20 protein-coding genes are annotated in these 20,980 nt (G+C 36.8%); 8 read left to right on the forward strand and 12 right to left on the reverse strand.

Annotation, left to right across the window (positions count from 1 at the left end):
• Positions 1–525: 525 nt before the first annotated feature.
• A complete protein-coding gene (locus ACIQ38_RS09360; protein WP_402821404.1) occupies positions 526–1,245 on the forward strand; it encodes an MgtC/SapB family protein in 720 nt (239 codons plus the stop codon).
• Positions 1,246–1,262: 17 nt separating this feature from the next.
• Positions 1,263–2,252, forward strand: a complete 990-nt coding sequence (locus tag ACIQ38_RS09365; RefSeq protein WP_402821406.1) for a cation diffusion facilitator family transporter — start codon at positions 1,263–1,265, stop codon at positions 2,250–2,252.
• A 28-nt stretch (positions 2,253–2,280) separates the two neighbouring features.
• Here ACIQ38_RS09365 and ACIQ38_RS09370 read toward each other — a convergent pair whose 3' ends face one another.
• From ACIQ38_RS09370 to pruA, 4 genes are all read right to left on the reverse strand, one after another.
• Complete coding sequence (locus ACIQ38_RS09370; protein ID WP_402821408.1) at positions 2,281–3,444, reverse strand: iron-containing alcohol dehydrogenase; 1,164 nt, start codon at positions 3,442–3,444, stop codon at positions 2,281–2,283.
• An 86-nt stretch (positions 3,445–3,530) separates the two neighbouring features.
• The gene (locus ACIQ38_RS09375; protein WP_402821411.1) at positions 3,531–4,775 is read right to left on the reverse strand and encodes a Glu/Leu/Phe/Val family dehydrogenase; all 1,245 of its coding nucleotides are present in this window, start codon (positions 4,773–4,775) and stop codon (positions 3,531–3,533) included.
• A 79-nt stretch (positions 4,776–4,854) separates the two neighbouring features.
• Positions 4,855–6,051: an ornithine--oxo-acid transaminase gene (locus tag ACIQ38_RS09380; protein WP_402821414.1), complete on the reverse strand. Its 1,197-nt coding sequence runs from the start codon at positions 6,049–6,051 to the stop codon at positions 4,855–4,857.
• 76 nt (positions 6,052–6,127) lie between these two features.
• Entirely contained in the window at positions 6,128–7,672 is a 1,545-nt protein-coding gene (gene pruA / locus ACIQ38_RS09385; protein WP_402821417.1) for an L-glutamate gamma-semialdehyde dehydrogenase, read from the reverse strand.
• A 135-nt stretch (positions 7,673–7,807) separates the two neighbouring features.
• On the opposite strand from pruA, the gene ACIQ38_RS09390 reads away from it, so the two are divergent.
• Positions 7,808–9,130, forward strand: coding sequence for an AAA-type ATPase lid domain-containing protein (locus ACIQ38_RS09390; protein WP_402821420.1), 1,323 nt, complete (start codon positions 7,808–7,810; stop codon positions 9,128–9,130).
• A gap of 35 nt (positions 9,131–9,165) precedes the next feature.
• Here the strand turns inward: ACIQ38_RS09390 and yugI are convergent, their stop codons facing one another.
• The 3 genes from yugI to ACIQ38_RS09405 all read right to left on the reverse strand — a co-directional run bounded on the left by yugI (position 9,166) and on the right by ACIQ38_RS09405 (position 12,310).
• Positions 9,166–9,537 carry a S1 domain-containing post-transcriptional regulator GSP13 gene (gene yugI / locus ACIQ38_RS09395; protein ID WP_402821423.1) on the reverse strand — a complete coding sequence of 124 codons (372 nt, stop codon included), beginning with the start codon at positions 9,535–9,537 and terminating at the stop codon, positions 9,166–9,168.
• 78 nt (positions 9,538–9,615) lie between these two features.
• Entirely contained in the window at positions 9,616–11,766 is a 2,151-nt protein-coding gene (locus tag ACIQ38_RS09400) for a hypothetical protein (RefSeq protein WP_402821426.1), read from the reverse strand.
• Complete coding sequence (locus tag ACIQ38_RS09405) at positions 11,756–12,310, reverse strand: RNA polymerase sigma factor (RefSeq protein ID WP_402821429.1); 555 nt, start codon at positions 12,308–12,310, stop codon at positions 11,756–11,758. Before ACIQ38_RS09405 ends, ACIQ38_RS09400 begins: the two co-directional genes overlap by 11 nt.
• A 131-nt stretch (positions 12,311–12,441) precedes the next feature.
• Here ACIQ38_RS09405 and ACIQ38_RS09410 point away from each other — a divergent pair, with 131 nt between their 5' ends.
• Together ACIQ38_RS09410 and ACIQ38_RS09415 are read left to right on the forward strand one after the other, a co-directional pair.
• Positions 12,442–13,779, forward strand: coding sequence for a sodium-dependent transporter (locus ACIQ38_RS09410; RefSeq protein WP_402821432.1), 1,338 nt, complete (start codon positions 12,442–12,444; stop codon positions 13,777–13,779).
• 97 nt (positions 13,780–13,876) lie between these two features.
• Complete coding sequence (locus ACIQ38_RS09415; protein ID WP_402821434.1) at positions 13,877–14,089, forward strand: helix-turn-helix domain-containing protein; 213 nt, start codon at positions 13,877–13,879, stop codon at positions 14,087–14,089.
• 50 nt (positions 14,090–14,139) lie between these two features.
• On the opposite strand, the gene ACIQ38_RS09420 is transcribed toward ACIQ38_RS09415, so the two are convergent.
• Positions 14,140–14,400: a DUF1871 family protein gene (locus ACIQ38_RS09420; protein ID WP_093269698.1), complete on the reverse strand. Its 261-nt coding sequence runs from the start codon at positions 14,398–14,400 to the stop codon at positions 14,140–14,142.
• Between the two features lie 75 nt (positions 14,401–14,475).
• Here ACIQ38_RS09420 and ACIQ38_RS09425 point away from each other — a divergent pair, with 75 nt between their 5' ends.
• Complete coding sequence (locus tag ACIQ38_RS09425) at positions 14,476–15,642, forward strand: MalY/PatB family protein (RefSeq protein ID WP_402821438.1); 1,167 nt, start codon at positions 14,476–14,478, stop codon at positions 15,640–15,642.
• 26 nt (positions 15,643–15,668) lie between these two features.
• Here the strand turns inward: ACIQ38_RS09425 and ACIQ38_RS09430 are convergent, their stop codons facing one another.
• Together ACIQ38_RS09430 and ACIQ38_RS09435 are read right to left on the reverse strand one after the other, a co-directional pair.
• Positions 15,669–15,893 carry a hypothetical protein gene (locus tag ACIQ38_RS09430; RefSeq protein WP_402821441.1) on the reverse strand — a complete coding sequence of 75 codons (225 nt, stop codon included), beginning with the start codon at positions 15,891–15,893 and terminating at the stop codon, positions 15,669–15,671.
• Positions 15,894–15,909: 16 nt separating this feature from the next.
• Positions 15,910–16,647, reverse strand: a complete 738-nt coding sequence (locus ACIQ38_RS09435) for a peptidylprolyl isomerase (protein WP_402821444.1) — start codon at positions 16,645–16,647, stop codon at positions 15,910–15,912.
• A gap of 140 nt (positions 16,648–16,787) precedes the next feature.
• Here ACIQ38_RS09435 and ACIQ38_RS09440 point away from each other — a divergent pair, with 140 nt between their 5' ends.
• Both ACIQ38_RS09440 and ACIQ38_RS09445 read left to right on the forward strand, forming a co-directional pair.
• Positions 16,788–18,023, forward strand: a complete 1,236-nt coding sequence (locus tag ACIQ38_RS09440; protein ID WP_402821447.1) for an MFS transporter — start codon at positions 16,788–16,790, stop codon at positions 18,021–18,023.
• A 74-nt stretch (positions 18,024–18,097) separates the two neighbouring features.
• On the forward strand, positions 18,098–19,969 hold the full coding sequence (locus ACIQ38_RS09445; protein WP_402821450.1) for a transglycosylase domain-containing protein: 1,872 nt from the start codon (positions 18,098–18,100) through the stop codon (positions 19,967–19,969).
• Between the two features lie 19 nt (positions 19,970–19,988).
• Here the strand turns inward: ACIQ38_RS09445 and ACIQ38_RS09450 are convergent, their stop codons facing one another.
• Positions 19,989–20,549 carry a DUF5366 family protein gene (locus tag ACIQ38_RS09450; protein WP_402821453.1) on the reverse strand — a complete coding sequence of 187 codons (561 nt, stop codon included), beginning with the start codon at positions 20,547–20,549 and terminating at the stop codon, positions 19,989–19,991.
• Between the two features lie 148 nt (positions 20,550–20,697).
• A complete protein-coding gene (locus tag ACIQ38_RS09455; RefSeq protein WP_402821456.1) occupies positions 20,698–20,931 on the reverse strand; it encodes a hypothetical protein in 234 nt (77 codons plus the stop codon).
• Positions 20,932–20,980: the final 49 nt, after the last annotated feature.

Here is a 20,980-nt window from a genome sequence, read left to right on the forward strand (position 1 = left end):
CCAGCGTTCGTCCTGAGCCAGGATCAAACTCTCCATAATAGAGAACTTAAAAAGCTCATGTTGTTTTGCTGGCATCATCATTAAATGATGTCAAATTTGTTTGCTTATGAAATTAATCAATAAGCTATATGTCTTAACGTTTTGCATGTTCAGTTTTCAATGTTCATGTTGTCGTTTCTTTTTGACGACTTTATTAGTATAACTTCTTTCGGATTAGATGTCAAACATTTTTTTGAAACATTTCAAATTGTTTGATTGTCGTTCCGAAGGACATGTATTAATATACCTTTTTATAAAACAAAAAGCAACCCTTTTTCTAAAAAAACTTCAATAAATTTATAAATTCTATTCAGTACTACTTATAAAACTAGGTACGCACAGTAACTAAGTGGATTAAACTTGCTATTCTTGGGTATTACATATCAATAGAGTTCTAAAGAATTTATTATGATATAAGTCGATATTTTTCCTCATATTATATAAAATACTCAACTTACCAATTAAAGAATAGAGGAGGAATACATAATGGAATGGTTACCAAACATAAGTGGGAGCGCAGAAATAATCCTTAAATTAACTGTTGCTGCACTATTAAGTTTAATAATAGGTATAGAAAGGGAATTAAAAAAGAAACCAGTTGGCTTAAAAACAAGTATCGTTATCGCTACATTTAGTTGTTTACTCACATACATATCGATCGAATCCGCATACAAAGCCCACTCTAACGAAAATATAAACATCACAATGGATCCTCTTCGCTTGGCTGCTCAAATTGTAAGCGGGATTGGTTTTCTTGGTGCAGGGGTAATTCTTCGTCGAGGGAATGATAGTATTACTGGTCTTACGACTGCAGCCATGATTTGGGGAGCTGGCGGGATCGGTATTGCGGTAGGAGCTGGTTTTTACTTTGAAGCCGCATTTAGTGTTTGTCTGGTTCTAATCGGCATTGAAATAATTCCACCATTGCTGGCTAAAATTGGACCAAAAAGATTGAGGTCAAAAGAATTATCGTTAATCGTAATCGTTTCAAATACTGAAAATATCGAAAAGGTATACGATTTCCTTCAAGCAAGCGGGCTTCATATAGAAGGTATTCGGATAAAAGATGTTGTTTTAGACAATAATATCATCAAACATGAAATAGACTTGCGGTTATCAGTAGTAACTAAAAAAAATACGGTGGAATTTTATAATACAATAAAAAAACAAACGTTTATAGAGACTGTGGAAGTTGAATCTATATGACGAAAGGAGTCATAAATATGAGTGAATTTTTTAAACTACTAAAAGGAGGAAATAAACCTTCTCTAACTGCCGCAATTGTTAATACTATTATTGCCGCATTAAAGGCAGGTGCATTCTTTCTTACGGGAAATGTAGCAATGTTTGCAGAAATGATGCACTCCATCGGGGATGCAGCGAATCAATTTTTCGTATTTATCGGTTCCGCCTTATCAAAGAAAGCCCCTACTCCCAGATTTCCTAACGGATTTGGTCGCTTAGTCAATCTCGTTTGTTTAGGAGCTGTACTTTTAGTTGGTATCCTTTCTTACGAGACAATTAAAGAAGGATGGCATCATATTCAACATCCAACTGCTTCTAGTGGATTTGCCATTAGTTTGATCGTTTTAGGAATTTCGATTATTTTAGAATTTGCTGTATTATATAAAGCCGGAAAAGAAATTTTACACGATGTTAATATAAAAGGTGGGTTACTTGCTCCACTGACGACGAGTTTTGCACATTTAAATCGTGCCAAACCAGCAACGAAACTTGTATTTATGGAAGACTTAGTAGCTACCTCTGGAGGTGTGCTTGCATTTATCGCTGTATTGATTTCACATTTTACAGGATTTTTGCAAGCAGAAGGAATTGCTTCCATACTCATCGGAGTTATGATGTTTTATGTAGTAGGAAAAGTATTTTTAGACAATGCAAGAGGGGTTTTAGGAGAAACAGATGAGCAAATGCTTGTCCATATTGCCCACGTTATATCCGAAAATCCAAATGTAAAAGATATTAAAGAATTGGAAGTAATTAAAGAAGGAGAATTTTTGCATGTCAAGTTAATTGCAGAAATTGATCCAACTCTTTCGTTCGCCAAAGTAGATGATATACATGATGTGTTAAAAGAAATTATTTTAAATCAGCAAGGGGTAACAGACGTCACCATCGCGTTCGATGAGGATGACGGTATTAGAACATGGACCACTCATAGAGATAAACAGACAATATTAAAAACACATGATTGAGCATTTGCTCTCTCATGTGTTTTCTTTTTTATAGGCATGCAGTTAATATTGCTTTTGTATCCTCAGCGTCTAACTTATTAAAATTACCAAATTCACCGTTGACCATTGCTTTTTCAACCATTAGATCTATTTTGGAGTCATCTATATTATAGTCTGCTAAGTTAGTCGGTGCTTCGAGTGAAGTCCAAAACGCTACTAATCGATCAATACCTTCAAGTGCGACTTCCTCTGCCGACTTACCAGTTGGATCCACATGAAATACATTTACGGCTAATTTTGCAAAACGTTCAGGATTCACATGCATATTATGACGCATCCATCTAGGGAAAATAATTGCCAAGCCACCAGCATGTGGAATATCATACACAGCTGAAACAGCATGTTCAATATTATGGCTAGCCCAGTCTCCCATATAACCCATTCGTAAGAAATTGTTCAATCCTAATGTGCCGGCGTATAAAATTGTTTCTCGTAGCTCATAGTTTTCCAAATCCTTTACTAACTTCGGTGCCGTTTCAATCACAGCACGAAGGACACCTTCAATCATCTCATCATGCACCGGCGTATTTGTTGCTTCATTATAATATTGTTCAAACATATGAGACATCATATCGACAATTCCATAAACTGTTTGATCCAGCGGAACCGAAAATGTATGTACGGGATCCAAAATCGAAAATTTCGGAAAAACGAGTGGACTTCCCCATCCATACTTTTCTTGTGTTTCTTCATTAGTAATAACAGAACCAGAATTCATCTCCGAACCGGTCGCTGCTAATGTTAAAACCGTCCCGAAAGGAAGTGCTTCTTTAGGTACTGCTTTACGTGTCACTAAATCCCAAGCATCTCCATCATATTTTGCAGCAGCTACGATGAGTTTCGTACAATCGATTACAGAACCACCACCAACAGCTAATACAACGTCAATTCCTTCTTTTTTACAAATTTCTGCTCCGCGTTTTGCTGTAGAAAGTCTAGGATTCGGTTCCACCCCTGGTAATTCAAATACTTGCATATTCGCTTCTTTTAAAGCAACCATCACTTGATCATATAGACCATTTTTCTTAATGCTACCTCCGCCGTAAACTACAAGCACTTTTTGCCCATAACTAGCAAGCTCTGTTGGTAATTTAGCTAATTGCCCTTTACCGAATATTAACTTAACCGGATTATAAAATGAGAATGCATTCATTGAAACTTCCTCCTTTAAATCTATCTACTTTCATGATAGTAAAAACCGCTTGTACTTTACAAGCGGTTTTTACATGTGACAAATTATTATACCCAACCGCGGAAGCGTGATGCTTCTGCCGTTCTGCGTACCCCAACCATATAAGCTGCTAAACGCATATTAATGTTGCGAGTTGTTGCTACTTCATAAATATTTTCAAATGCTTCTACCATTTTTTTCACTAGTTTTTCATTTACTTCTTCTTCAGTCCAGTAATAACCTTGGTTATTTTGAACCCATTCAAAGTAAGATACGGTTACTCCACCGGCACTAGCTAAAACGTCAGGAACTAATAAAATACCTCTATCGTAAAGGATTCTAGTAGCTTCAGAAGTTGTTGGACCATTTGCAGCTTCTACTACAATAGTAGCTTTAATATTATGCGCGTTTTCAGCGGTAATTTGGTTCTCAATTGCTGCTGGAACTAATATATCACAATCTAACTCTAATAATTCTTGGTTAGAAATTGTATTTTCAAATAATGTTGTTACTGTACCAAAGCTATCACGGCGATCCAATAAATAATCAATATCTAAACCATTAGGATCATGTAACGCCCCGTAAGCATCAGAAATACCAATAACTTTTGCACCTTGGTCACTTAAAAACTTAGCTAAGAAGCTTCCAGCATTACCAAAACCTTGGATTACTACACGTGCACCTTGCATGTCGATATCACGTTTTTTCGCTGCTTCATTAATAACGATGGTAACACCTTGTGCTGTAGCGCGGTCACGACCTTGTGATCCTCCAAGTACAAGTGGTTTACCTGTAATAAAGCCTGGCGAGTTGAATTGGTCCATGCGACTATATTCGTCCATCATCCATGCCATAATTTGTGCATTTGTAAACACATCTGGAGCCGGAATATCTTTTGTTGGTCCTACGATCTGACCAATCGCACGTACATAACCACGACTTAATCGTTCGATTTCTCCCATAGACATTTCACGTGGATCACAAGCTACTCCACCTTTACCTCCACCATATGGAAGGTCAACGATTCCAGCTTTCAAAGTCATCCACATAGAAAGTGCTTTCATTTCCTCTTGCGTTACCGCCGGATGGAAACGAACCCCACCTTTAGTAGGTCCAACTGCATCATTATGTTGAGCACGGTAGCCAGTAAATACTTTTACCGTATTGTCATCCATTCTTACCGGAATACGTACTTCCATCATGCGAAGTGGTTCTTTTAGTAATTCATACATTGCTTCGTCATAACCTAATTTTTGCAGAGCCTCTTTAATGACAGCCTGGGTTGATGTGAACAGGTTTAAATTTTCAGCCATTTGATTATTTCGCCTCTTTAATTCATAATTATTTCTTCGGAATCATTGTAACATATATTACTTGCTATTTGTCTAAGATTTACTGATTGCTAAATACTTTTTTTATTTTTTCTATAGCCCAATCTAGTTCTTCTGTTGATATCACTAGAGGTGGTGCAAAACGAATAACAGTATCATGCGTTTCTTTACATAATAAACCTAGTTCTTTCAACTGCTCACAATATGGGCGCGCCTCTTCAGTTAACTCCATACCAATGAACAATCCACGTCCACGAACTTCTTTAATAGAAGGATGTTGAATTTCTTTTAACGCATTCATGAAGTACTCACCTTGTTCTAATGAACGTTCTGCAAGTTTTTCTTCCGTTAACACATTTAATGAAGCAACAGAAACAGCACATGCTAAAGGATTTCCTCCAAAAGTAGAACCATGTGATCCTGGATTAAATACCCCAAGTACATTACGGTCTGCAACTACACATGAGATTGGGAATACGCCACCACCAAGTGCTTTACCTAAAATATACATATCCGGATTTACATCTTCCCATTCACAAGCGAACATTTTACCAGTTCGAGCAAGACCTGCTTGAATCTCATCTGCTATAAATAGCACATTATTTTCTTTACATAATTCGTAAGCAGCTTTCATAAATCCAGCCGGTGGAATAAGAATTCCAGCTTCCCCTTGAATAGGTTCGATTAAAAATGCTGCAGTATTCGGTGTAATAGCAGCTTTAAGTGCTTCTAAATCTCCATAAGGGATTAAGTTAATACCAGGTAACATTGGTCCGAAGCCACGTTTGTATTCTGGATCAGATGAAAGAGATACTGCTGTCATTGTACGACCATGGAAGTTGCCATTACATGCAATGATTTCTGCTTGATTTTCTGCAACGCCTTTTACATCATAAGCCCAACGACGTGCAGCTTTAAACGCAGTTTCTACTGCTTCTGCTCCAGTGTTCATCGGCAATACCATTTCTTTTCCTGTTATTTCAGTCACTTTTTCATACCATGGCCCTAATTGGTCATTATGAAATGCGCGAGATGTTAAAGTAACACGATCAGCTTGATCCTTTAACGCTTGAATAATTTTAGGATGGCGATGCCCTTGGTTCACTGCAGAATATGCAGAAAGCATATCCATGTATTTATTGCCTTCTGGATCTTTAACCCATACCCCTTCTGCTTCCGAAATAACGATTGGAAGTGGGTTGTAGTTATTTGCACCAAATTTATCTGTTTGTTCAATCACATGTTGTGAGTTCGTCATCTTCATTCCCCCAGATTTTTAATATAGGCAGACTCATCCCAGATGTGTCTGCCTATTTGGTAAACTTTAATACTGATTAAAGCATTTCAGAAGTTGTTTTTGCTTGCATATGCAGAACGATATAATCAGGACCGCCAGCTTTTGAATCTGTACCGGACATGTTAAATCCACCAAATGGTTGATATCCAACGATTGCTCCTGTACACCCACGGTTGAAGTAAAGGTTCCCTACATGGAAATCTTCACGAGCTTTTTCTAAGTTCATGCGGTTATTTGTGATAACAGCACCTGTTAAGCCGTATTCTGTATTGTTTGCAATTTCAATTGCTTCATCAAAGTCTTTAGCTTTTGTAAGTCCAACAACTGGTCCGAAGATTTCTTCTTGCATAATACGCGCAGTTGGAGAAAGGTCTGCAATGACAGTCGGTTGAATGAAGTAACCTTGTGAATCATCACCAGTACCACCAGCGATTAAACGACCTTCTCCTTTACCAATTTCAATGTATTCCATAATTTTATTGAACGCAGAACCATCGATTACTGGACCAACGAAGTGCTCATCATTATCCGGAACACCAACAGTTAATGCTTTCGTTAACTCTTCTACTCGATTTACAACTTGATCGTATACATCTTCCACGATTACAGCACGTGAACATGCAGAACATTTTTGACCACTGAAACCGAATGCAGATTTCACGATAGATTGTGCAGCTAATTCTAAGTCAGCTTCTTTATCTACTACGATCGTATCTTTACCACCCATTTCAAGGATCGTACGTTTAATCCAAATTTGGCCATCCGCCAATTTAGAAGATTTTTCCACAATTCCTAAACCAACATCACGTGAACCAGTGAAGCTGATTAGACGAGTACGTGGATGTTCTACTAAGAAGTCACCAATTTCAGCACCTGATCCAGGAATGAAGTTAACTACTCCAGCAGGCATACCAGCTTCTTCTAATACTTCAACAAATTTATAAGAAACGATTGGTGTCGTTGATGCAGGTTTTAATAATACTGTATTACCAGCAACTAATGCTGCAACTGTAGTACCAGCCATAATCGCAAATGGGAAGTTCCAAGGAGAAATAACTACTGCCACTCCTAATGGAATATAGTCATAACGGTTGTACTCGCCCGGACGGCTTTCCACTGGAACGCCATCTTTTAAACGTAGCATTTGACGACCATAATATTCTAAGAAATCGATTGCTTCTGCAGCTTCAACGTCAGCCTCAACCCACGTTTTACCCGCTTCTTTTGAAAGTAATGCAGAGAATTCTGCTTTACGACGACGCATAATTGCTGCTGCCTTGAAAAGTACATCTGCACGTACTTCTGGTTTTACTTTTTTCCATGTTTTAAACGTTTCATCTGCAATGTCCATCGCTTTTGAAGCAATGTCTTTTGTTGCTTTTGAAACAACACCTACTACTTGTTCTTTGTTTGCTGGGTTATAAGAAGTGATTTTACCTTCTGTTGTAATACGCTCTCCACCGACGATTAATGGATACTCTTCGCCCAAGTATGATTCAACTACTTTATATCCTTCTTTAATCGCTTGTTTGTTTTCTTCTTTCGAGAAGTCTGTGAATGGTTCGTGTTTATAAGGTAACATGTAAATCCTCCTTTAATAGTTAGTGCAAAAATAATTTGCGTTTATAAATCATTTACATATATAATAATGCAAAAGATTGTTGCGTTTTTCAAGTATTAAATTTTAAAATGTTAAAATATTTTTGAGGTGAGCTAGATGAATGATCAATTGTGTAAGCTTCTCCCTTTTTATAAATTTGCTACAGAGCACGTATCTGTGGGAATTCACGCTGTTGACTTGTTAGGTAAGACGATTATTTACAACGAAAAAATGAAAGAAATCGAAGGGTTGGATTCCATTGATGTAGTCGATCGCTCTATATTGGATCTTTTTCAGTTCGAACAGCAAGAGAGTACTTTACTAAAAGTGTTACATAGTAAAAAATCAATATTACGTGTCAAACAAACATATTGGAATCGAAATGGGCAAGAAATAACTACAATCAATGATACGTACCCTGTTTTTGAAAATGATAAACTGATTGGGGCTATTGAATTTTCACGAGATATTACGACATTAGAACGGCTCATCTACCAGCCTTTAAAAAGATATAACGAAGCGATTACCCTTTCCACCATTACGGCCGCTTCCCAGCTTATGAAAGACGTAAAGGAACGATCTATTAAAGCAGCCCATGTACGAATGCCCGTACTTCTTACAGGAGAAGCAGGTACTGGCAAAGACTTGATCGCTGAGGCGATTCACCATCAGCTTTCTCCTCCAAATGAACAATTTATCAGTTTGTATTGTCATAGTTCAGATATGCATTTGATCCATAAATTCGAAAAAGAACTAGCGCATTTAACTAACTGCACTATATTTTGTGAAAGAATCGATTTATTATCCATTGACTTACAAAATAAGCTGTTGGACATTTTAAGCTCAAATAGCGATAGTCAAAATTTATATATCGCAAGTATTGGGTTAGACCCCATTGATTTGATCGCCAAAAAACAATTAAGCAAGGAACTATATTATTTTTTTACTACCGTCACCATTAATATTCCGCCGCTCCGCGAACGAACGGATGACATATTACCTTTTGTGGAAGATTATTTTCAACGTTATTTAAACCGTTATGGCTCTACTATTCAAGAAATTGAAGAAGAAGTTATTCAAGCTTTTTTAAGCTATGATTGGCCCGGAAATTTAAAAGAATTAGAATTACTTTTAGATGAGATTAGTTCGATGATTACAACGGAGAGTGTATTGAGAATCGATATGTTGCCTTTACATTTTAAGTTAAAGGTGCAGGATTTTAATGAAACGTCAAAAAAAGCAGAGGATTTTGTTGTATCGTCTGATAAAGAATTACTTCCCTTAGATGCTTATTTACGCGAAGCGGAAGTATATTATTTACAAAAGGCAATGGATAAATACGATGGTAATGTGACGAAAGCTGCGGAAGCTCTAGGAATGAGTCGTCAAAACTTACAATATCGATTACGTAAAATAAAGAATGGAAGCACCCCTCAATAAGAGTTGCTTCCATTTTTTTGTTGACCAAAGAGCGGTTAGATTGATTTTTTTATCCATTCGCCTAGTTTTTCTTTTAGTGTGTTAAAGCCTTCGACATCGTGTTCGTCTACACGGGCTTGAAGTGTTTTACGAGGTTTATCTTCTCTTTTAGGAATAACCGGTTTTTCTTGTAGCTCTCGAATAGACAAACTAATTTTTCCGGCCTCGCCATCTATCTCAAGAATCTTCACATCGACCTCTTGACCAACTGTTAAAAACTCAGCTACTTCTTTCACATATCCATAGGTTATTTCCGAAATATGCACAAGTCCTTGTGTATGTTCATCTAAACTAACGAATGCTCCGTAAGGCTGAATGCCAGTTACTTTGCCCGTGACCACATCTCCTACCTTATAAATTTTTGTCATAATACCCGTTTCCTACTTTCTTTATATACGTTATAGTCACGGTAAATTATAACATATCGGTAAGTCCCCTAGCAAAATTCACTGAGTTGGCATGAAGGCAGCTCGCCAACCATTTTCAGTGTGAATGAGCTGGAATCCTAACATAAAGTCTCTTTCTCCCTCTAGCTGATCCGGGTGAACAGTTAAATACGCAACACCTGATCTACCTTCTGCGGAATTTGTTACTTCTCTTTCTTCAAATCTAATATGTGTAAACAATTTTGTAACCTTTATTGGAGTCGGATGTTCTGCACTTAAAAACTCTTCTTTCGAAATGGTTAAATGCTTATCTCCTTTAATATATAACTCATACTGGGTCTCAAAGTCTTCGAGCTGTTCTGTATAGTAATATAGACCAACAATTTCACTTGCTGTTGTATCTTTCAAAACTTTCTGATCATGCTTTTCTGCAAACTGTTTGTATAAAACGTGCACACGTTGAATAAAATCATCATTCACATCTACTTCAGACTCCTTTGTTTCATCCACGCTAACATACTTGGAAATATTTAAACGCCAAATATCGTCGCTATCCAATCTAAATGGGATATAAAATTCTATTTTCCCATCTATTTCTGTACCTAATGTTGTCGTTAATATTCCTTTCTCCTTTTTAGTTTGAAACGAATGATAATACATACTGTCCGCTGACTGTGGAATACTAATTCTCACAGTTGGCTCTTCTAAAAAGGCCTCCTTATTCCAACTTAAAATAGCTGCTTCACTTATTAAATTCCACATCATTTCATGATTGTTTTGAATGCTTGCGTATTCATATAAAAGAGCAATAAGCATTGGATCAATACCATGTAATACTAGTGGATCAAAATCTTCATTAAACTTATCATATAATTCCCCAAATCCATTATGGTCAATTGCATCAGGGAGATTGCTAATTAGTGATTGCGGTAAAATACTTTCCCAATCCAACTTTTTAATATCAAGTTCTCCATCAAGAGCTTGAATGTAATAGGATCTTAGTTGTTCCATATTTAACTCTTTATAGGTAGCGTTATATTTCCATCCATTAGCCTCCATCGAAGTAACTAATGGTTTAAAGAAAGTGCCTAAAGGTGAAATTCCTGATAGATTGCCTAGTGATTCCCAAACCGTTCTCGCATATGGCTGGACTTCATTATTTTCGTTAAATACTTCACTTAAATCTTCTGGAAATAACAAGTGTTTCGTTAACTCAAAATAATAATTCTCAAATCTGTGATGGATAGCTGATGAGTCATCCGTGCTTAACAAAGTTTTTTCTATAGTGCTTAAATAAGCACTTAAAGAAGATACGTGCTGTTCTCGCAATAACGTCGTTAAACCATCGTATCCAGGCATGTCGCTATAAAGAGCCAAATACGAAAACTCATGCTCTGTTAAAGCATTTTTTATATCTCCGTAAAAAATATTCCAAGCTGGGCGAATAAGGAAGCCGTTCTCTTCATTATTTATCGCCACTTTTAAACCTTGCTCTGGTAATATTTTGATCAAAGTTTGTATATCTTCTGGCATTTCATTTCTCTTCGAAATAAATACATGTGCACTTGGTCTATCATTTACTGTGGCTTTTTGTAGTACCTCTTTATGTTCCCAAAGTTGAAAATCGTAGTATTCTATCAAATACTCCGTTTTAGCAATGAAATCATCTACAAAAATTATACTTTCTTGTGCATTCAACTTTCCTTTCTTTTTCACATCTTCCACCATTTCGGAAGGAAGCTTTAATCCTTCTATGGCTTTTTCATAAGCTTCCTCTATGGAGAGATTATCATTTTTCCCTTCTAAAGTACCTGGGCTGATTTGGGCTGAAAATATAGTGTCTGCGTACCGGACAAATCCTAAACTTGAAAACGATTCTTCTGACATTTCAAGTTTTTTCTGACGCTCTTGCCTTTCTGCTGTATAGCTTTGTACTAATTTCTCAATATCTTGCTCTGTATATTCCTTTTCATCTGTAGTTATATTGGTCTCATCATATAAAAAACTCGCTCCAAGAATAGTAATAATAAAAACACTTGCGATACTTACAGCCCAAACTGTCACACGCTGCCATTTCGTTCCTTTGTTTGTCTTTTCATATGGTACTTCATCTAATTTGTCTAATATTTTGTCTACATCTATTTCTGCTGGAGTCCGCTCATATGATTCTTTTAGTAAATGTAAGCGTTCTTCTAGTTGTTTATCGTCCATGTTCAGCACCTCCGTTCATCTCCAAGGCCGTTTTCAAATGACCTTTTGCTCGAAGTAATCTGATTTTGATCGTTGAAATTGGAACATTTAGTACTTCGCCTATTTGTGCATAGGACAATTCATGGAAATAGAAAAGAATAATAGGATGGCGATATTTTTCATCTAGCGACTGAATTGCCTTGTGTAGTTCTTGGTCTTCTTCAAAGACTAGGACTCTGTCTTCTGCTGATTTTGCACTATAAGCTGCAGTAGTTCTGGACAGTTTTTCTTCTTTCGCTTTTTCTCGCGATTCTTTACGGTAATAGTCTCTAGTTGTATTCAATGTAATTTTGTATAACCACGTCGTAAAACGCTCATGCTTGAATTGATGCAAAAAGCGATATAGTTTTACAAATACTTCTTGGGTAACGTCTGGTAGGTCATTTACTTTCACTCCGCACTGATAGGCAAACTTTTCTACCGTTCGGTGATGTATTTGGATTAGCTCTGCATACGCCTTTTTATCGCCCTTTTGTGCACGCATGATTAAATCGCTATCAAGCATTTTTCCCCCTCACTCTCTCTTGTTGTATAGGTGATACGAAAGATAGTTCTAGGATGTTTCATAAATTAGTCTATATTTTCTCTTTAACCTCGTGTACAATAAGACCGTTCTACTTGAAGGAGGAGTTATTTTTGGCAAAACGAGATCATTTCGGCTCGAAAATTGGATTTATATTAGCCGCAGCCGGAAGTGCAATCGGCTTAGGGGCTATTTGGAAGTTTCCGTACATGGCAGGTACGAATGGTGGTAGTGTCTTTCTTATACTTTTCATCATCAGTACACTGTTAATTGGACTTCCTATCTTACTTGCAGAGTTTGTAATCGGAAGACGTGGACAATCAGATCCAGTCACTTCTTTTAAAAAACAAGCACCTGGAAAACCTTGGTACCTGCTAGGTTGGTCTGGATTAATATTTTCATCTATTATTTTATCCTTTTATAGTGTAGTTGGTGGATGGATTTTAAGCTATTTAGTGCGATCTATATTTTTTAAACTGAAAGGCGGAAGCGAAAACTATTTCAGTGAGTTGTTCGGTTCCATCATCCAAAATCCTTGGGAAGTGATTATCGCACAAGGAGCATTTATGCTGTTAACGATATGGATCGTGCAAGGCGGTATTAAAGGTGGTATTGAGCGAGCTAGTAAGTGGATGATGCCTCTATTATTTGTCTTTTTCATCGCACTTGTGGTCAGATCTTTAACTTTAGAAGGTGCTATGGAAGGGATTAAATTCTTGTTTGTCCCAGATTGGTCTTATTTTAATGGAAAAACCATTTTGCTAGCGCTTGGACAAGCTTTCTTCTCATTAAGTGTGGGAGTGGCCGTGATGATCACGTATGCTTCTTATTTATCGAAAGAAGAAAAACTGGGAAGTTCTGCTTTAAACGTTGCACTGATGAATATTGGGGTTTCAATATTAGCTGGTCTCGTCATATTCCCCGCTGTTTTCGCACTTGGATATACGCCCGATCAAGGACCTGGTTTAGCATTCATCATCTTGCCAGCAGTATTTGAACAAATACCGTTTGGTGCATTTTTTATGATTATTTTCTTTGTCTTACTATTATTTGCAACGCTGACATCGTCTATTTCAATGTTAGAAATATCCGTATCGATCGGCATTCGCTCTAACTACGAACGCCGTAGAAAAGCATCTTGGATTTATGGTTTTATTATTTTCTTAGTTGGAATTCCTAGTGCCCTTTCATTTGGAGTGCTCTCGGATGCTCATATTTTAGGAATGACGATCTTTGATTTTGCAGACTTTATCACTAGCAGCTTCGGACTACCAATAGGTGCATTATTTACCTCTATATTTGCAGGGTACCAATTATCTAAAACGGACCTTTCCAATGAGTTGCTACTAAATAAACCAATGTTCCAAGCATGGTATTTTATCGTTCGCTTTGCTGCTCCTATTGCAATTTTTATCATATTTGTGCAAGGGATCATTAAATTGTTTTTGTAAAAAAAGTACTTTTTCTGACAATACTTTAAAGCTGTTCTAAAAAGAATTGTGCTATAATATAGTAACAATTAAGACTTTTAAAGGGGTGGATCATTGCATGAAAAAAGAATTGCATGAACAATTACGTCAACTCAGAGAAGAACGCAATATTTCATTAGAAACACTTGCCCTAAAAACAAGAATTGGAACTGGAAAACTAGAAGCATATGAATCAGGTAACGAAACACCATCTGTACAAACTATTTTAAAATTATCGAACGCATTAGAAGTCCCAGCATCTAATTTATTAGATGGTCTACAAGAGGCGTAAAACAAAAAAAGCTTTCGGTTTGTTAAACTAAACCGAAAGCTTTTTCTTTATTAAATTATGCATTTCATTTCATATTTTAAGGCAATTAACTTGTATGAAATCTCTACACATTTCTCAAGTGGAATCCACTCCTCGAACGAGTGCTCATAAATCTCTTGAATTCGTTTGGCGAGCTCTGATGGATGATCGATATTTTGTAAATCAGCAACAACATCAGCTGTTTCTGTTTCATAACTGTCTACTCCAAGATTGAACGGATCCCACTCTTGTAGCGTCCAAACTGCTTTTCTATTCATCTCAATTGTGTCCATTTAGTTTCACCTTACTAGTTTTATTGGTTAGGGTTATAATAACATAATAATCTCAAATTGAAAGGGGAAATTACTTTGTCTAATTTTTCTACTGTTTATAATCGAAGAAACACATTTTCTGTAAAATGGGACATGCTTGATCAAATATATTCACTGGAGGATTCATCTGATGTGCTCTCTATGTGGATTGCGGATATGGATTTTGCTATTGCACCAGTTATTAGAGATGCTATTCATAAACGTATGGAACATCCTATTTTTGGTTACGCCGTTACACCTGACGAAGCAAAATCTGCCCTGACTAATTGGCTTTTAAACAAACATCAATTAACAATTAATAATGAATGGATATTATTTCGCCAAGGGGTTATACCAGCCATGGCTGAAGCAGTTGAAGCATTTACAGAACTAGGTGATAAAGTACTTATCCATACTCCTGTTTATCCTCCATTCACAAGTATCCCTCAAAACTTAGGACGAGAAGTCATCACATGCCGTCTGTCAGAAAAAAATAACGCATATGAAGTGGATTTCAATGTTTTTGAGGAGTGCTTACAACAAGGGATAAAAGTATTTATTTTATGTAACCCACATAATCCAGGTGGAAAAGTATGGAGCAAAAAAGATTTACAACAAATGGCCGCACTTTGTAAACAATATGATGTCCTTATTTTATCGGATGAAATCCATTCAGATCTCACCTATAAACCATTTAAACATACACCTTTGCTAAATGCTGCAGAAGATGCTTCGAATATTATTACTTTCTTTGCGCCTACTAAAACATTTAATATCGCTGGAATTCAAGCGGCGGCTACTATCGTACCAGATGAAGAAAAGCGAAAAGTATTGGAGCATTTTTCTACGAAACGTGGCGCAATGGGATTAAATATTTTTGCTTTAACTGCCTTACAAGCAGCTTATGAAGAAGGCGAACCATGGTTAGAAGAACTCATGGAAGTTCTATCTTCTAATATGGATTATGCAGTAGAGCATTTATCCAAAATAGATGGAATCCAAGTAGTAAAACCAGAAGGCACTTACTTATTATGGATTAATTATCGAGATACCGGACTTTCTGAGCAAGATATAATGGAGCGTTTGTTAACAAAAGGGAAACTTGCATTGGAACCTGGCACGAAATATGGTCAAGCAGCTGATGGATTTTTGCGAATGAACTGCGCTTGTCCATTTGAAACTATACAAGATGGTGTCGCTCGTTTTGCGAAAGCATTGGAATAGTTATTAAATATTAAAAAGCAGTCACCTCATTGAGATGACTGCTTTTCTAGTTCTTCTTTTCGCATTTTCATAATCTTTTCTTCTAGTACTTTTGCTTTTTCTGCATCCCTAGCTGATTTCTTTTTGAACCATCGGAAAACAAATATACAAATAACCAATAATATAAGAAATTCAAGTACTACTGGAATATATTCTGTTTTATCTTCGGGAAAGTACAAATAAAGGAACGCTGGTTGTAAAAAAGTAAACATCTTTACACTTCCTTACTTATTTTTGAATAACTTCAATGGACTCAATCGTAACATCTGTTACTGGCTTATCTTGTGCCCCTGTTTCTACCGCTGCAATTTGATCAACAATGTCCATACCTTCAATAACTTGTCCGAAAACGGTATGTTTTTGATCTAGGTGTGGAGTACCGCCATTTTTTGCATACGCTTCTGCAATTTCTTCAGGCCATCCACCTGCTGTTAATTGTTCCACTGTTGCTGGTGGCTCAGACGCTTGAACGATGAAGAATTGGCTACCATTCGTATTAGCACCAGCATTTGCCATTGATAATGCGCCTCTTAAGTTAAATAAATTCATCGAGAATTCATCTTCAAACTCTTGTCCATAAATACTTTCGCCACCCATTCCAGTTCCAGTTGGGTCGCCACCTTGAATCATAAAATCTTGAATAACGCGATGGAAAATGATGCCTTCATAATAACCATTTTCGGCATGTGTTAAAAAGTTTTCTACTGTTTTCGGTGCATATTCCGGGAATAGTTTGATCTTCAAATCTCCCATAGATGTATGCATAATAACTAAAGCCTCGTTTGATGCTACTTCTGTGCTTAGTTGTGGATACACGCCAATCTCTCCTTGTTGTTCTGAATTTGTATTTTCAGCTGTTTCATCTTCCGTTACGACTTCCTCTTTCGGTGCTTCCGTGGCAGTTTTTCCACAGGCGCCTAAGAAAAATACGGTACATATTAACATGAATATAAGTAACTTTTTCACGACTTATTCACCCCAAATTATTTTACCATACAAGCTTCTTAATTTCAGTGACAAAGTATCTAACTTTCTTAGTCACTCGAAATGTTCTATAATAGTATGTGACTATAAAGTACGTTAATAAAAAGAAAGAAGGGATTTCGATGAGCGTACAAAAGAGAAACTTTACGATCATGTGGTTTTCTAACTTTCTCGTATCGGGCACAATGACAATGATTATGCCCTTTTTGTCATTATATATAAACAGTATGGGTGACTTTTCGGAAAGCTATGTTCAAAAATGGGCAGGGCTCGTGTTCGGGGTTACTTTCGTTACTGCCTTTTTAATGTCGCCCGTTTGGGGAAGAATTGCGGATAAATATGGGTACAAGCCAATACTCATTATTAATGGCTTTGGTATCGCAACATGCGTCTTTTTAATGGGCTTCGTTCATTCCGTCGAAGCATTTTTTGTGCTTCGTTTATTTATGGGAATTGTTACTGGATTTATCCCTACTTCACTAGCTTTCATAAGCGCACAAACTCCAAGAAATATAGCTGGGAAAACCATGGGAACACTACAAATGGGTAGTGTATCTGGTACACTTTTCGGTCCAGTAATGGGCGGATTTTTGGCAGACACTTTCGGTTTTCAATACACCTTTATCATTACCTCTTCTGCTGTTTCAATCGCTGCACTGCTCGTTATTTTCGGAATTCAAGAGATTAGAAAAGAAAAGAAAAAGAATGATCATGAATTCTCGAGAAAAACAGTTATCTCCGGCATTTTTCACCACCGACTCATTTTAAATGTATTAATGATTACGTCGATTGTTCAAATCGGCTTATTTAGTATTCAGCCACTTCTGTCTTTATATGTTTCGCATTTAACGAATTCTAATGAAGTAGCTTTACTAGCAGGTATTACGTTTAGTGCTACCGGGGTTGGTAGTTTACTGTTTGCTCGAACATGGGGAAAACTTGGCGATTCGATTGGATATGAGAAAATCTTATCCGCTTTACTAATCATCGCTTTTATATTTATCATTCCGCAAGCTTTCGTTACCGATCTATGGCAATTGATCGTACTTCGTTTCTTATTTGGGATAGCATCTGGCGGACTAATTCCTATCACAACTGCTTTAATCAGAAGAGAAGCACTAATCGAAGTACAAGGAGAACTAATGGGCTATAACACAAGCTTCCGTTTTTTAGGAAATATTATCGGTCCTATGTTTGGTGGTTTTATAAGTGGATATATCGGTATATCTTCTGTATTTTTCGTCACTGGCAGTTTATTTTTAATCGCCTTTCTCATTATTTATTTTGCACGAAAGAAACCAGTACAGGATTTTGAAGATGTATTGTTGGAGGAAGAACTTCATGCAAAAACAACGTAAAAAACAAGCACACTTTCGACTGGAAAGTGTGCTATTCTTTTAACATGGATTAATAGTGAAATGGAGTACAACATATGCGCCAAGCAATCGGGTTTATCATCATATTACTTTGCTTTCCATTCATATGGATCTTATATTCTTTCATTCATACAGAAATACTAGTAGCAAGTTCGTATAAAGAAAATCTTGCAGAGTCTATTGAATTATCGAGCCCAACGATTTCTTCCCCTATTGTATTTCTAGATGAACAAGGAGAAGTTTTCTCGGAAGACTATATTGAATGGCGAGACCCTATTCCCCTTGAAACAATTCCACTCTTTGTACAAGAGTTGTTTATTCAAAGTGAAGATGTGGAATTTTATCATCATATCGGATTTAATTTTAGTGCGATTTTTCGCGCAGTTTTTGCAAACGCCATTGCCAATTCAAAAGACCAAGGTGCAAGCACCATCACCCAACAACTTGTTCGATTGCGTTATTTGACTACCGAAAAAACATATGAACGTAAAATAACGGAACTTTTATATGCCTATGAATTGGAAAAACAATCGACAAAAGACGAAATACTAACCAATTATTTAAATGAAATCTACTTCGGAAACCAAGTGTATGGAATTGGAGCCGCGGCAACCTATTATTTTAGTAGACCATTACATGAGTTAACAGATGCAGAACTTGCTTTTATAAGTGCCATTCCAAATAACCCGACACTTTATGATCCATTAGTAAATTTCGATGCAACGAAAAAAAGACAGGAATTACTTATTGATGTATTAGTTAAAAATGAAAAAATAGCTGCTACTAATGGAGATGCTCTAAAAGCGGAGCCAATTATTTTACACACAAAAACGAAAACACAACTGTATCCGGCCTATAGTACATATGTGTTGGAAGAATTAAAAAATCTAATCGCGAATACAGAAGGCTTCGCAGAAAAAATAGCTACCGCACAAAACGAGCAACAAAAACAGCATTTCGAAAAGAAACTGCAAGCTCGTGTAAATGAAATCAGCACACAAGGAGTTTCTATATATACTGCCCTCGACCCCATTAAACAGCGAAAAGATGAGAAGTATGTAAATGATTTATTAAGTAAAACAGCTGGCCTACAGGCAGCGACCGCTGTTATTAATAATGAAACAAGAGAGATTATCAGTTTGTATGGAGGAACTAACTATAAAAAGTTTGACTTTCATCGGGCATTCCAAGCAGTTCGACAGCCAGGTTCTGCATTCAAACCATTACTTGTATACGCTCCTTTGTTTGAAACAACATCTGTAACACCGCAAAATACGGTGAATGCAGGAAAGTTCTGCATTGGCACTTATTGTCCTCAAAATTACGGCGGAGCGATTTATGGGAATGTCACGATACAACAAGCATTTCGATTCAGTCATAACACACCTGCTGTTCGTTTACTCCAAACGACTGGTATCGAAACGGCATTTGATAAGTTGGCACCTTTCCAATTTAGCCATATTGTAAAAGAAGATTATTCATATGCAGCTGCTTTAGGAGGGCTTACAAAAGGCGTAACGCCACTAGAAATGGCAGATGCTTATACAGGTTTTATAAACGGGATGTATAAACCTGCGCATGCAATTCGTAAAGTTGTAGACAAAGATGGCGAGATTTTATATACATGGAATGAAGAAAAACAAGAGGTTTGGTCACCTAAAACCGTACAAACAATGCGTCATTTGTTACGTGATGTAGTGGCAAATGGAACGGGGAAAGGTATTTCTGTACAATCATCCTATATTGGTGCCAAAACGGGGACGACGAACGATTATGTCGACTATTGGATAGCCGGACTATCTGACACGTATACGTCTGCTGTTTGGATTGGCTACGATATGCCGAAAAATATGAAAGCCATCGAATCGAAAAAAATACATCACTCTATCTTCAATCAAATTATGAAGAACGACAAAAGAAGCTACTAAATCGTAGCTTCTTTTCCTTTCACAAAAATGGCAAGCTTGCGATAACTCCATTGTATAGCTTAACGATAGCATAGATGATTAAAGCTAAAAATAAACTCCAAATGATAATCTCGAACATGATTAACCCTACCGTACCTAATAGACTCATGGAATGACTCAATTTAAATACGACATATATAAAATAGATAAATGCAGTAGCTAGAAAAATGAGTAACAATAATTGAATCGATTGCAAACCTACAGCAGAAATGACTGCTCCTACAAAAAAGATTACATAACCGCCTCGAGCTTGTGAAATGGTCTTCCCTTCTAAATCTTTCGAAAAAAATAACATACCGATTTCATGAATCGTTTCCGCAATCAGTTTCAAAGCAGAAAAAAGCATAAAATATACGAGCACTAAAATAATGAGCAGAAAGATTTTCAATTCTAAATCCGATAAAAACTCTCGCATACCACTATAGACACCTATGACTTTAAACAATTCAATTGCTTTATTCATCGTGAATACAGAGAAGGTTAAACTAAATAATAAAATCGTAATTAATGGCAGAAATCCGAACACATATGGGTTTTTCATCATAATCCTCTTATTCTATAAAGTATTCATTTTTATCATAACGAAGGGAAGATACATTCTGCAAGTAGTAGTCTATCTATAAAAAGTAGAAAAGAAGAAAAAGCTTTTGCAACCCGCGGATATCACGTGTTGCAAAAGCTTTCGTTTTTTAGTAATAACCACCGTAATACGGCTGATAAGGATAGTATGGATATGGTTGATAAACTGGGTATGGTGGATAATATGGATATCTGTTATAACCATAACCTCCATATAATGATGAACCTAAAAGACCTCCAACCAAGCCTCCTATAAACGGACCACCAAAACCTCCAAATCCAAAACCAGGACCTCTGAAGCCTCCGTAGCCACCACCAAAGCCACCTCGATTAAATCGTACCATGCTGTTCCTCCTTTCCCAACAGTGTATGCGGTTTAGGAGTAATAGGCTG

It is taken from the genome of Psychrobacillus sp. NPDC096389, from assembly GCF_044762855.1.
GTDB lineage: Bacteria > Bacillota > Bacilli > Bacillales_A > Planococcaceae > Psychrobacillus.

What these genes read in the sequence shown, in the direction of transcription:
- ACIQ38_RS09380 (WP_402821414.1), bottom strand. Translation starts at nt 6,051, where the DNA reads ATGACGAACTCACAACATGTGATTGAACAAACAGATAAATTTGGTGCA.
- ACIQ38_RS09415 (WP_402821434.1), top strand. Translation starts at nt 13,877, where the DNA reads ATGAAAAAAGAATTGCATGAACAATTACGTCAACTCAGAGAAGAACGC.
- ACIQ38_RS09405 (WP_402821429.1), bottom strand. Translation starts at nt 12,310, where the DNA reads ATGCTTGATAGCGATTTAATCATGCGTGCACAAAAGGGCGATAAAAAG.
- yugI (WP_402821423.1), bottom strand. Translation starts at nt 9,537, where the DNA reads ATGACAAAAATTTATAAGGTAGGAGATGTGGTCACGGGCAAAGTAACT.
- ACIQ38_RS09400 (WP_402821426.1), bottom strand. Translation starts at nt 11,766, where the DNA reads ATGGACGATAAACAACTAGAAGAACGCTTACATTTACTAAAAGAATCA.
- ACIQ38_RS09450 (WP_402821453.1), bottom strand. Translation starts at nt 20,549, where the DNA reads ATGAAAAACCCATATGTGTTCGGATTTCTGCCATTAATTACGATTTTA.
- ACIQ38_RS09440 (WP_402821447.1), top strand. Translation starts at nt 16,788, where the DNA reads ATGAGCGTACAAAAGAGAAACTTTACGATCATGTGGTTTTCTAACTTT.
- ACIQ38_RS09365 (WP_402821406.1), top strand. Translation starts at nt 1,263, where the DNA reads ATGAGTGAATTTTTTAAACTACTAAAAGGAGGAAATAAACCTTCTCTA.
- pruA (WP_402821417.1), bottom strand. Translation starts at nt 7,672, where the DNA reads ATGTTACCTTATAAACACGAACCATTCACAGACTTCTCGAAAGAAGAA.
- ACIQ38_RS09360 (WP_402821404.1), top strand. Translation starts at nt 526, where the DNA reads ATGGAATGGTTACCAAACATAAGTGGGAGCGCAGAAATAATCCTTAAA.
- ACIQ38_RS09375 (WP_402821411.1), bottom strand. Translation starts at nt 4,775, where the DNA reads ATGGCTGAAAATTTAAACCTGTTCACATCAACCCAGGCTGTCATTAAA.
- ACIQ38_RS09370 (WP_402821408.1), bottom strand. Translation starts at nt 3,444, where the DNA reads ATGAATGCATTCTCATTTTATAATCCGGTTAAGTTAATATTCGGTAAA.
- ACIQ38_RS09420 (WP_093269698.1), bottom strand. Translation starts at nt 14,400, where the DNA reads ATGGACACAATTGAGATGAATAGAAAAGCAGTTTGGACGCTACAAGAG.
- ACIQ38_RS09445 (WP_402821450.1), top strand. Translation starts at nt 18,098, where the DNA reads ATGCGCCAAGCAATCGGGTTTATCATCATATTACTTTGCTTTCCATTC.
- ACIQ38_RS09430 (WP_402821441.1), bottom strand. Translation starts at nt 15,893, where the DNA reads ATGTTTACTTTTTTACAACCAGCGTTCCTTTATTTGTACTTTCCCGAA.
- ACIQ38_RS09390 (WP_402821420.1), top strand. Translation starts at nt 7,808, where the DNA reads ATGAATGATCAATTGTGTAAGCTTCTCCCTTTTTATAAATTTGCTACA.
- ACIQ38_RS09455 (WP_402821456.1), bottom strand. Translation starts at nt 20,931, where the DNA reads ATGGTACGATTTAATCGAGGTGGCTTTGGTGGTGGCTACGGAGGCTTC.